The 11,617-nt window shown below is 60.7% G+C and carries 7 protein-coding genes; all 7 read right to left on the bottom strand.

Features of this window, described 5'->3' with window-relative positions:
• Window positions 1-214: 214 nt before the first annotated feature.
• The 7 genes from JQX08_RS09350 to JQX08_RS09320 all read right to left on the bottom strand — a co-directional run bounded on the left by JQX08_RS09350 (window position 215) and on the right by JQX08_RS09320 (window position 11,607).
• Window positions 215-2,596, bottom strand: a complete 2,382-nt coding sequence (locus JQX08_RS09350) for an efflux RND transporter permease subunit (RefSeq protein ID WP_430472512.1) — start codon at window positions 2,594-2,596, stop codon at window positions 215-217.
• 30 nt (window positions 2,597-2,626) lie between these two features.
• Window positions 2,627-3,712 (bottom strand): WD40/YVTN/BNR-like repeat-containing protein, encoded by a 1,086-nt coding sequence (locus JQX08_RS09345; RefSeq protein ID WP_205348089.1) that lies wholly within the window; start codon window positions 3,710-3,712, stop codon window positions 2,627-2,629.
• 188 nt (window positions 3,713-3,900) lie between these two features.
• The gene (locus JQX08_RS09340; protein WP_205348088.1) at window positions 3,901-5,271 is read right to left on the bottom strand and encodes a DUF1329 domain-containing protein; all 1,371 of its coding nucleotides are present in this window, start codon (window positions 5,269-5,271) and stop codon (window positions 3,901-3,903) included.
• Between the two features lie 70 nt (window positions 5,272-5,341).
• Entirely contained in the window at window positions 5,342-7,300 is a 1,959-nt protein-coding gene (locus JQX08_RS09335) for a DUF1302 domain-containing protein (protein WP_205348087.1), read from the bottom strand.
• Window positions 7,301-7,807: 507 nt separating this feature from the next.
• A complete protein-coding gene (gene pepN / locus JQX08_RS09330) occupies window positions 7,808-10,477 on the bottom strand; it encodes an aminopeptidase N (protein ID WP_205348086.1) in 2,670 nt (889 codons plus the stop codon).
• A gap of 36 nt (window positions 10,478-10,513) precedes the next feature.
• Window positions 10,514-11,341 carry a DUF2797 domain-containing protein gene (locus tag JQX08_RS09325; protein ID WP_205348085.1) on the bottom strand — a complete coding sequence of 276 codons (828 nt, stop codon included), beginning with the start codon at window positions 11,339-11,341 and terminating at the stop codon, window positions 10,514-10,516.
• Window positions 11,341-11,607 carry a YeaC family protein gene (locus JQX08_RS09320; protein ID WP_205348084.1) on the bottom strand — a complete coding sequence of 89 codons (267 nt, stop codon included), beginning with the start codon at window positions 11,605-11,607 and terminating at the stop codon, window positions 11,341-11,343. The genes JQX08_RS09325 and JQX08_RS09320 overlap by 1 nt, the downstream gene beginning before the upstream one ends.
• Window positions 11,608-11,617 lie beyond the last annotated feature (10 nt).

Raw genomic sequence — 11,617 nt, 5'->3', positions numbered from 1 at the left:
CGCTACCTTGCCAACGTCTCCGCTGCGACTCCAAGCTCGCGCCCTGCCCGCGCACCTGGACTGGGAGCACCAACCATCCCAGAACCCACCTCGCATTCACGATCACCGCTGCAACGCGTCGGCCGAACTGGCGCGCCAGTCGCTCCGCCTCCTCAAACCTGCAGGCATAAAAAAACCGCGGCCTGGGCCGCGGTTTTCTGGGTTGCCTGCGAGCTTAGTGAGCCAGCAGCGAACCGCCTTTCTTACCGGCCAGTTTCTCCGGTTTGATCAGGAAGCGCGCCAGTGCCGGCAGCAGCCACAGGGCACCGAACATGTTCAGCAGGAACATGAAGGTCAGCATCAGACCCATGTCGGCCTGGAACTTGATCGCCGAGAAGATCCAGGTCGCTACGCCGATGGCCAGGCACAGACCGGTGAACAGCACCGCACGACCGGTGGACTTCAGCGTCTCGTAGTAGGCCTCTTGCAGCGGCAGACCGGCACGCAGGAAGCTTTCCAGGCGACTGTAGATGTAGATGCCGTAGTCGACACCGATACCCACGCCCAGCGCCACCACCGGCAGCGTCGCCACCTTCACACCGATGCCGAGCGACGCCATCAGGGCGTTGGCCAGGATCGAGGTGAGGATCAGCGGCAGCACGATGCACACCGTCGCTGCCAGCGAGCGGAAGGTGATCAGGCACATGCCCGCCACGCAGAGGTAAACCAGGATCAGGATGGTCAGTTCGGACTTGGCGATCACGTCGTTGGTCGCCGCCTCGATGCCGGCGTTGCCCGCGGCGAGGATGAACTGCAGGTTGTCCTTGTTGTTCTCCGCGGCGAACTCTTCAACGGCCTTAACCGCACGCTTGAGCGTCGCAGCTTTGTGGTCGTTGAGGAACACCAGCACCGGCGCCAGCGAGCAGTCGGTGTTGAACAGGCCTTCGGCACGCGCGATGGAGTTGTTCAGCACGTCCTTGTTACGCGACAGCGCTTCCCACTTCAGGCTGCCTTCGTTCATGCCCTTGATCATCTGCTTGGAGACGGTGACCAGGGAGATGGCCGACTGCACACCTTCGGTGTTGTTCATCTTCCACATCAACTGGTCAATCGGTGCCATGACGTCGTAGGTCGAGCAACCTTCGGCCGTGGTCTTGACCATCACCACCAGCACGTCGGAGCTGGTCGAGTAGTTCTTGATGATGAAGTTGTTGTCCTGGTTGTAGCGCGAGTCCGGACGCAGCTCCGGCGCGCCCTGATCGAGGTCACCGACCTGCAGGTGCTGCTTCTGGTACCAGTAGGCACCCACACCACCAGCCAGCGCGATGACCACCGAGAGCGGCGCCACCACCGGATGGGCGAAGTTCGACAGCACGCGCCAGAACGGATGGTCGCGGACCGCGTCGCGCTTGCTGCGCTCGATGGCCTTCTTGCTGATACCGACGTAGGAAATCGCCACCGGCAGCAGGATCAGGTTCGTGAACACGATCACCGCCACACCGATGGATGCACCGATGGCCAGCTCGCGAATCACGCCGATGTCGATGATCAGCAGGGTGATGAAGCCCACGGCGTCGGCCAGAATCGCGATCATGCCCGGCAGGAACAGCTGACGGAACGTGCGGCGGGCGGCGGTCAGGGCGTTGTCGGCGTCGCTCGACTGCAGTGCGATACCGTTGATCTTCTGCACGCCATGGGAAATACCGATGGCGAAGATCAGGAACGGTACCAGCATCGAGTACGGGTCGAGACCGAAACCGATCAGGTGGATCAGACCGAGTTGCCAGATCACCGCCACCAGGGTGGTGATCAGTACCGCGATGGTGCTGCGGATACACCAGGTGAACAGGTACAGCGCCACCAGGGTGATCAGGAACGCCGCGCCGAAGAACGCCACCACCATGATCAGACCATCGATCAGGTCGCCGACTTTCTTGGCGAAACCGACGATGTGGATGTCGACGTTGGGGTTCTGAGCTTCGTACTTGTCGCGGATCTTCTCTTCCAGCTCATGGGAGAACTGGCGGTAGTCGAGTTTGAGCAGCTTGCCCTGGTCTTCCGGGTCCGGGTACACCTCGAGCAGCGGCACATCGACGATGCTCGACTTGAAGTTGTTCGCCACCAGGCGACCAATCTGGCCGGACTTCAGGATGTTGTTGCGCAGGTCGTTGAGGCTGGCCTCGGAACCGTCGTAAGTCTGCGGAATCACTTCGCCGCCGGAGAAACCTTCTTCGGTCACTTCGGTCCAGCGAATGCTCGGACTCCACAGCGACTTCAGACCGGAACGATCAACGCCAGGCACATAGAACACTTCGTCATGCACCTGACGCAGGGTTTCCATGTATTCCTTGGAGAAGATGTCGCCGTTCTTGGCTTCCACCGAAATACGGATGGTGTTGCCGCCCAGGTTAGCCAGGTCGTTCTTGTGCTCCATCATCTTCTCGATGAAGGGATGGTGCAGCGGAATCATCTTCTCGAAGCTGGTCGAGGGGCGAACCTGCATGGCTTGGTAGAACAGGAAAATACTGACCAACAGGCAGATCAGAATCACGACCGGCCGGTTGTTGAAGATCAGGCGCTCGAGGAACGTCGCCTTATCCTGGTGATGAGTTGTCATGGCTGTCATATCTCAAAAGACCCGGCGTTATTATTGTTGGCCCAACTCGGCACCTGTCGGCGCGGCGACTTGCACACCCGCCTGACCCACCAGAATCAGCTTGCCATCGTCAGCCGCAGTCACCGAGGACAGGGACAGGCGATCGGAGCGGTTCACCAGCGAGAAGGTTTGTCCGTCGTCGGTGCTCTTCAGCACGCTACCGCCATGCCCTACCAGGACGACGCTGCCGTCGCTCAGGTCGGTACCACCCGCCAGACCGTAATCCATCCCGCGGTTACCAGATTTCAGCGCCACTTTGTGCCAGCTGGTGCCGAAGTCGGTGGAACGGAACAGGTTGCCACGCAGACCATAGGCCAGCACGGTGTTGGCGGTTTGCGTGCCGGTGACACCGAACAGCGAGCCTTCGTACGGGCCCTTGACGGTTTCCCAGGTCTGCCCACCATCACGCGAGCGGAACATGCAGCCGGTTTCGCCGACGATGAACAGCCCGTCGCCCTTGATCGGCGCGATGGCGTTGAGGTGATAACCATCCGGGTTGTCCAGACGGTCAGAGACGTCTTCCCAGTTCTGGCCGCCATCAGTGGTGGCGAACAGCGCACCGTAGGAACCAACAACAAAGCCGTTGTTCTCGTCGGTGAAGGCTACGTCGAGGAACGGAGCGCCTTCTTCGCGCTCGATGTCGACCAACTGCTGCGTCCAGGTGGCACCGCCATCCTGGGTCACAAGGATCTGCGCATCGTGACCGACCGCCCAACCCTTCTTGTCGTTGACGAAGGTGACGGCGGTCAACAGCTGGCGAGTCGGTACGCGAGCTTGCGTCCAGTTCTTGCCTTCGTCGTCGGAGTAGATGATGTGACCACGCTCACCCACGGCAACCAGGCGCTTGCCGGCGTGCACGACGCCGAGCAACAGGCTGTGAACGGCCCGCGGCGATTCAATGGAATAGGTGATGGTCGATTTGGATTCGTCATCCGCCTGCACAGGGAGTGCGGCGCAAGCGAAGATGGACAACACACTGCACAGCGATAGCATTTTTGCGACCGGCGAGCGGAAATGGCGCGCCGGTGCTACTGAAGCGTGACCGGGTTGGGTGCGCCACAAGACGGGCTCACTCATAAACCTTCTCCCTTATTGTTATGGGTATGTGTCTCACTGGGACGCGCTATCCTAGCCAGCTTTGGAAATCGCTGACAATCAGACGGACGTTATGTTTTGTTAAGCATCGGCGTCGATCGTTACATTATCAGCGCCGCAAAAGCAAAAAAGCCGCTACATGGGTAGCGGCTTTTTGTTGCGCGTGACGCTTAGCGGGTACCGCGACGACGCAGCGCGGCCGGCTTGAAGTAGCCGTCATCCGGAATCGCCTGACTGAAGTCGATGGTGGTCGGCTCTTCGTTGTCCAGGTTCTGCACGTAGTAACGACGCGATTGCAGATCGTGGAACACGTCCAGCGCGGACCAGGTGGTCGGCAGCTCGTAGTAGTTCTTCAGGTAGGCCAGCGATACGCGCCACAGCTCGCCACGACCGTCGTACTGGTCGATGGCAGCGGCTTGCCAGCTGTCTTCGTCGAGGTACATGGTGCGCTTGGAGTAGATGTGGCGAGCGCCCGGCTTCAGGGTGCCTTCCACTACCCAGACGCGGTGCAGTTCGTTGCGGGTGAACGCCGGGTTCAGGTGACCGACTTTGAGCAGGTCCTTGTACTTCACGTCACCGCTGGAAACTTTGTAGTTGTTGTAAGGAATGTAGATTTCCTTCTTGCCAACCAGCTTCCAGTTGTAGCGATCCGGGGCACCGTTATACATGTCGGTGTCGTCGGCGGTACGCAGGCCATCGGCCGCGGCGATCGGGGTGTCATAGGCCAGGTTCGGCGCACGACGCACGCGACGCTGACCGGCGTTGTAACCCCACGCCTGACGCGGCTCCTTCACCTGATCCAGGGTCTCGTGAACCAGGGTCGCACCACCAGCCAGACGCGCCGGGCTCTTGGTGAAGGACAGGTAGTAGAACATGATGTTGTTCAGGTCAGCGAAGTTGCCCTTCGGCAGGTAGTACTTGAACAGTGCTTCCTGTTGCGAGGTCACCAGGCTGAAGTCACCGTTGCGCTGCACTGCCACTTCCGAGGCACGACGCACGATGTAGGTACCGCGGTAGCGCGCGATGTGGTTCCACACCGCCTCGACACCGTTCTGCGGAATCGGGAACGGAATTCCACCGTAGGCGTCGGCAAAGCCGTTACCGCCGTCCAGCAGCTTGGCAGTGGTGGCGTTCTTCACAGTGTTGTCATACACCCACTGCGGTGCCGAACCGGAGCGACGGCTCTGGTACACCGGCATCTGGTAGGTATCCGGATAGGCTTCGAACAGGGCGATCTGGCCAGGGGTCAGGTTGGCCTTGTATTGCGCCAGGTTGGCCTTGGTGATGGTGAACAGCGGCTTGTCGCCAGCGAACGGATCCGGATGGTGCTGGCCCGGGCCCTTGTACTCAGCCGGCGCCTTGGTGATACCACCAGTCCACTCAGGGATGGTGCCCGCGGCGTTAGCGGCTTTTTCTGCGCCGAACGGGGTCAGGGTGGTGCCCAGCTTGGCGGCTTCCGCCGGCGAAACCGACGCCAGCGCCTGGCCAGCGGCCAGAGTCAGCGCGATCGCTGCGCCCATCAGCGTGTGCTTTTTCAGCATTGCAAATCTCCGTGAGGATTCATCGGCCGGACGCCCGTGGGCATCCGGCACTTTCTAGTAATGGTTCGACTTAGAAGGAGTACTTGACGTTGACACCGACGTTGTCGCGATCACGCGCGCCGTTGTTCTCGCCGGCGCCGTAGAACTCGGTGTATTGCAGCTCGGCTTCCAGGCTGTTCAGGTAGCTGGCCTTGATACCCAGGGTGTAAGCCTTGCGGCCTTCGATGAAGTTGCCGAGCTGATAGGAGTTACCCGAGAAGTCATCCTTGTACACGGCGTACGGCGACAGGTTCACACCAGCGAACACGTCGTTCCAGGTACCCGAGAGCACCAGGGTGTAGCCGTAGGCGTTCTTGTTGACCTGATCGTCACGATTGTCGCGGTCGGGGTTGCCCGCATAGGAGTTATTTCCGCGGCCCGAGTAATAACGGTTCTTTCCGTTGAAATCGGTGTACTGCAGGTCACTGCCACGCAGATGCTCAGAAGCGAGTTCTGCTACGCCAAACAGCGAATCGAAGCTCAACGCCGGACCGAAGTTATAGATGGTGCCGATCGAGCTATTGAACATCTCGACGCGTTCATAGTTGTGGATCTCGTCGCCGAGGTGAACGCTCTGCCCACCGACATTGATGCCCCCCCCGCTGGCCAGTCGCGGCGCCTGTTGCAACAGATCACCCAGCAGGTCATTGGTGGTGGCGATGCCGATCGGCATGTTAGGACGGTAAGCCAGCTCACCGAATACCGAGGCATTGCCGACGGTGGTGTTGAAGCTGAAACCGTACATGCGGATGTCTTCGACATACTCGCGACGAGCGTTGACGGCGTTGGCGACGTCCATGGTGGCGAGGCCGCCAGCAGCGGTCAGGAAGTTACCGTATACCGCCGGGTTGTTGCATGGGGTACCAGGAGGAGTGGCCGCGGCGCACGCGCCCTGGGCAATGGCCGCGATATCGAGACCTTGGTAGGCCCCGAGATCAGCCGCAATAGTCGGCTCTTTAGCATGGTAATTAACGAAGTAGGCACCGAACTCCGTCGAGTTCAGTTCCTCGGCAATGTACTTGAAGTTGACGCCGAACTGGCCGTCGTTCTTGGCATTGATGTCTTGGCCAACAGAGGCAACCTTGATATTGCCATTGGCATCGACGTTGCGGCCGCCCTGCAGGCCGCCAGCATGTGCGGCACTTAGCCCCGGATAGAGGGCGCCAGCGGCAATCAGCGCCGGCTGAGTCGAATACGCGGTATTACCGCCATCAGCGAACAGATCCGTCTCGGAGAAGTAGGTACCGGCCGGATCGATGGCGGATTCTTTCCAGTTCCACTGGTAGAACGCTTCCATCGACAGGTTGTCGGTCAGACCCAGGCTGCCGCTGATAGCCTCAACCGGCACCAGCACTTCCTTCAGCTCAGAACCCGGCAGACGGAACTTGGCGGCGTCGATCGGATTGGTGGTGTTGACACCACCGCGGTAGAACACGCTCTCACCCCAGTTGAACACCTGGCTACCGACACGACCAGTCACCGGCATGTCAGCGACGTCCCAGTTGCCATATAGGTAGGCGTCGAGAATCTGCGCATCACGGCCGGCCTTGTGGCGGGTCTCGTGGGTGAAGCTATCGTCTTTCGGCGAATTCTGGCTCGGCTGAATCGGGCTGTTGTTGTCCAGGTAGTCGTTGCGCTTGTCCATGATCTGGGTGTCATAGAACGCGGTGCCGCGGACGAACATGCCGTAATTCTGGTAGGTCGCTTCCAGGTCGGAAGTGATCTTGTACACCTCGGAAACCAGGCCGGTATCGAAGTTGCGATTGCCGTCGTTGGTGTTGATGTCGTCGTTGTTCTTATCTTGACCCTGTACGCGCCACAGTTGGCCGTAGGACACGGTGGTGTCGATCGAACCGCTGACTTCGTTGTCGGCGAAGCTGAATTCCACCGCTTGCGCCTGAACGGCGACCAGCAGCGGCAGAATACCGGCCAGGGCGAAGCCTGCCTTGGACGGTGCGAAACGCATAGGACTGGTGGACTTGAATTCCATCGAGGCTTTACTCCAGGGACAGATCATTCTTCTTATTCGCAAGGCCGGTCGCCGGACTTGCAGTGCAGCCGCATGCTAGAGCGGCTTTGTTCGGCCGGAGGACCACCTCCAACACGCTGTTGCAATCCCCTTGGCGCTTATGCCTGCACCATTGCGGGGCTCAATCGGCGCTTGGCATTGCAACCAAGGTGCCAAAAGGCCATTTCCCTCGACATTTTTTCGGCGCCACGAAAACGACTATCACGCCCACTTTGTGACCGATCATTCACTGATCAATCCACGAAAACGAAACTGACCAATCGCCCAACTTGTCCTACAAGCTGGCGCGTTTTGTCACTCTTCCACCCAGCCCGGTATTCGGCTTGCGCAGATATAAGCCGCGCAGTCAAGCGCCCCAGCCCTATCCTAGGGCCAGGTACGAAATGAGAATTGGAGGGCTTATTCCAGGAAGTAACAAAAAAGTGTTACCGAGACACCTCGGTAACACTTCAAATTGCAGAACTGGTCTTAGGCTAGGCTTTTGCTGACCACTTCATAGACGTCGCTGGACAGCTCGCCGGAGGCAAGAATCCGCTCTAGTTCGGCCTTCATCAGCGCCTGACGGGCGGCATCGTACTTGCGCCAGCGGGTTAGCGGCGCCAACTGGCGCGAAGCGATCTGCGGGTTCAGCGCATTCAGGCTGATAACGATGTCGGCGAGGAAACGGTAGCCCGAGCCATCCATCTGGTGGAAGTTCACCAGGTTCTGACCGGCAAAGGCGCCAATCAGCGCACGCACCTTGTTCGGGTTCTTGATGCTGAACAGCGGATGCTCCATCAACTGCCGTACCCGTTCCAAGCCGCCAGGTAGAGCGCTCGCCGCCTGCACACTGAACCACTGATCCATGACCAGCGGGTTGTCCTTGAAGTGCTCGGCGAACGCCGTCAGCGCCTTATCGCGCTCTTCTGCGTGCGCAGAGTTGACCAGCACAGCCAGCGCGGTCAGCCGCTCGGTCATGTTGTCGCACGCGTCGAACTGCTCCAGGCAGGCGACTAATACTTCCGAGCGATGCGCGAGCATCAAATACGACAGCGCGATGTTCTGCAGGCTGCGGCGGGCGAAATGTCCGGCCTCGGCCACATAGGGCTGCTGACGAGACGCCTCGCGGTTGGCCTGGTAGCGCTTCCACAGCGGATCGAACAGCGCCTGGGCCAGCTCTGCACGGGCGAATTCGCGTGCTGCGTGAATGGCGTCGACGTCGGCCTCCTCGCTAATCTCAGTGAGGTAAGCCTCGCTTGGCAGCGACAGCATCTCGGCGACCATGGCCTGATCCAGCGCCTCGTCCTCCAGCACGCTGCGCAGTGCGGCGACCAGGCGCTGATCGAGCAACAGTGCTTCCCCGCGCTGCTGCTGGCCAATCAGCTCCTGCAGCACCTGCACCGCCAGTTGCTGGCCGGCCTCCCAGCGGTTGAAGCCGTCGGAGTCGTGCTGCATGAGGAACATCAGTTGGTCGCGGTCGTAAGGGAAGCTCAGCTTGACCGGTGCGGAGAAGCCCCGCAGCAGCGACGGCAGCGGCTTGGCAGCGAGCCCCTCGAAGGTGAAGGTCTGCTCCGCCTTGGTCACCGACAGCACGCGGGTTGTCCCCTGCGCGGTGTCTTCTCCTACGAGGCGCAACGGCAGGTCGGCGCCCTGCCCGTCCAACAGGCCCAGCTCCACCGGAATCACGAACGGTAGCTTCTCGCTCTGCCCTGGCGTCGCCGGGCAGCTCTGGCGGAAGGTCAGGCTGTAGGTGTTCGCCGCCGCGTCGTACTGCTCACTGACCGCCAGGCGCGGCGTACCGGCCTGGGTGTACCAGCGCTTGAACTGGGTGAGGTCGAGACCGCTGGCGTCTTCCATGGCCTTGACGAAGTCGTCGCAGGTCACGGCCTGGCCATCGTGGCGGGCGAAGTACAGGTCCGAGCCTTTGCGGAAGGTTTCCGCACCAAGCAGCGTGTGAATCATGCGCAGCACTTCGGCGCCCTTCTCGTAGACGGTCAGGGTGTAGAAGTTGGAAATCTCGATGAATGAATCCGGACGCACCGGATGGGCCATCGGGCCGGCATCTTCGGCGAACTGGTTGGTACGCAGGAAAGCCACGTCTTCAATGCGCTTGACCGTCCGCGAGTTCATGTCGGCGGAGAACTCGGCGTCGCGGAACACGGTGAAGCCTTCTTTCAGCGACAGCTGGAACCAGTCGCGACAGGTCACCCGGTTGCCCGACCAGTTGTGGAAGTACTCGTGGGCGACCACGCCTTCGACGCGCTGGTGCGCTGCGTCGGTGGCGGTCTCGGCCTTGGCCAGCACACAACTGGAGTTGAAGATGTTGAGACCCTTGTTCTCCATCGCACCCATGTTGAAGTCGTTGACCGCGACGATCATGAAGATGTCCAGGTCGTACTCGCGGCCGTAGACCTCCTCGTCCCACTTCATGGACTTCTTCAGGCTGTCCATGGCGTGCTGGCACTTGTCGATGTTTTCCGGTTCGACATAGATGCGCAGCGTCACCGGACGCTGACTCATGGTGGTGAAACTGTCTTCCACGCACCAGAGGTCGCCGGCGACCAGGGCGAACAGGTAGGCCGGCTTCTTGAACGGGTCTTCCCAGGTCGCCCAGTGCCGACCGCCCTCTTCCTGCCCGCTGGCCAGCAGGTTGCCGTTGGACAGCAGCACCGGGTACTTGTGCTGCTCGCCGCTGAGCGTGGTGGTGAACTTGCTCATCACGTCCGGGCGGTCGAGGTAATAGGTGATCTTGCGGAAGCCTTCGGCCTCGCACTGGGTGCAGAACATGCTGCCGGACTTGTACAAGCCTTCCAGCGCGGTATTGCTTTCCGGGTGGATGCGCACCGAGCTGTCGATCACGAAGCTCGCCACCTTCGGCTGCAGGGTCAGGTGACTGGCGCTCAGCTGGTAGTCGGCTGGGGTCAGCGCCACGTCGTCGAGCGCCAGCGCCAGCAATTCCAGCTGCTGGCCATCGAGCACCAGCGGCGGCAGCGTGCCCTTGTCGCCCGCGGCCTTCTCCGGATTGCGGCGCATCACCAGTTGCGCATGGACCAGGGTATGGTCCTCGAACAGTTCGAAGGTCAGGTGCGTCTCGTCGATCAGGTAATCGGGCGCCTGGTAGTCCTTCAGGTAGATCGTCTTCGGTTGTTCGGTGCGCATGGCTTGTGGCCCTTCTTCAGTGCGACACGGCGCCCATCACTGGTGGATGGCGAGTTGGTAGGCCGTGTACTTGCGGATATTGATGACGCCAGTATCGAACAACAGATACTGACCCTTGATGCCGAGCAGCGTGCCCTCGGCAATCGGATCCTTGTCCAGGTTGAAGCTGGTCAGTTTGGCCGGATAGGCCTCGACCGGGTAACGAATCTCGATGGGCTGCCCATCCGTCAGCGGCTGGATCGCCTGCAGCCCGAAGCGCTGCTGCAAGGCCTGCAAACCATCGGCGCAACGCTCGAACAACTGCTCGCGGATCGCCACGAGGTCCAGCGGTTCGGCGTCCCCCTTGAGCAGTGCGCGCCAGTTGGTGCGATCGGGCACCTGGCTGCGCAGCAAATCTTCGACCAGCCCGGATTGCTGGCGGGTGGCGACACGCAGGATCGGCAGCGCCTGGCTGGCACCCTGATCCAGCCAGCGCGTGGGAATCTGCGTGGCACGGGTGATGCCGACCTTGATCCCCGACGAATTGGCCAGGTAGACCACGTGATCGGTCATGCAGAATTGCTCGCCCCAACTCGGCTCGCGGCAGGTGCCCTGGTCGTAGTGGCAGCGTTCCGGGCTCATGATGCAAACGTCGCACTGCGCGAGCTTCTGCATGCAGGGGTAGCAATAGCCCTGGGCGAAGCTGGTCTTGGTGCGCCGCCCACAGTGGCTGCAGTGGATCGCACCGAGGTATTCCAGACGGATGCGCTGGCCGATCAGCGGATTGACCGGCAGCTGCTCGTCGCCCAAGCGAAAGGCGTACTGCACTGGAGCGTCGAGCTGGGTGGCCATCTTGCTCAACGCGCCGCGCGCCAGCTCGTTCATCAATGCAGGGTACCCGACGAGGTACTGAACAGCAGGTTCGGCACTGTCTCGGACTTCGAGCTGCATTCCTGCGGGCCCATGTAGCCGATGCGCTGGTCTTCCGGCAGGTTCTGCAGCTCCCAGGCGATCAGCGCCTGCAGCGACAGCTCCTTCTGTTCCTGGGTCAGCTTGCGACCGTCGGACCATTTGCCGATTTCCACCGCCAATTTGAGGCTTTCGTAGATATCGGGGGTGATGTTTTCGATCATTTCCAGAAAGGACAACATGCCAGCCTCC

This window comes from Zestomonas insulae (genome assembly GCF_016901015.1).
Classification (GTDB): Bacteria; Pseudomonadota; Gammaproteobacteria; order Pseudomonadales; family Pseudomonadaceae; genus Aquipseudomonas; species Aquipseudomonas insulae.
The sequence above is the reverse complement of the archived record's forward strand: the minus strand, read 5'-3'. Positions and strand labels throughout refer to the sequence as shown.

Coding starts and splice junctions, on each gene's coding strand:
- pepN (WP_205348086.1), bottom strand. CDS start 10,477: ATGCGCACCGAACAACCGAAGACGATCTACCTGAAGGACTACCAGGCG.
- JQX08_RS09335 (WP_205348087.1), bottom strand. CDS start 7,300: ATGGAATTCAAGTCCACCAGTCCTATGCGTTTCGCACCGTCCAAGGCA.
- JQX08_RS09350 (WP_430472512.1), bottom strand. CDS start 2,596: ATGACAACTCATCACCAGGATAAGGCGACGTTCCTCGAGCGCCTGATC.
- JQX08_RS09325 (WP_205348085.1), bottom strand. CDS start 11,341: ATGAACGAGCTGGCGCGCGGCGCGTTGAGCAAGATGGCCACCCAGCTC.
- JQX08_RS09345 (WP_205348089.1), bottom strand. CDS start 3,712: ATGAGTGAGCCCGTCTTGTGGCGCACCCAACCCGGTCACGCTTCAGTA.
- JQX08_RS09340 (WP_205348088.1), bottom strand. CDS start 5,271: ATGCTGAAAAAGCACACGCTGATGGGCGCAGCGATCGCGCTGACTCTG.
- JQX08_RS09320 (WP_205348084.1), bottom strand. CDS start 11,607: ATGTTGTCCTTTCTGGAAATGATCGAAAACATCACCCCCGATATCTAC.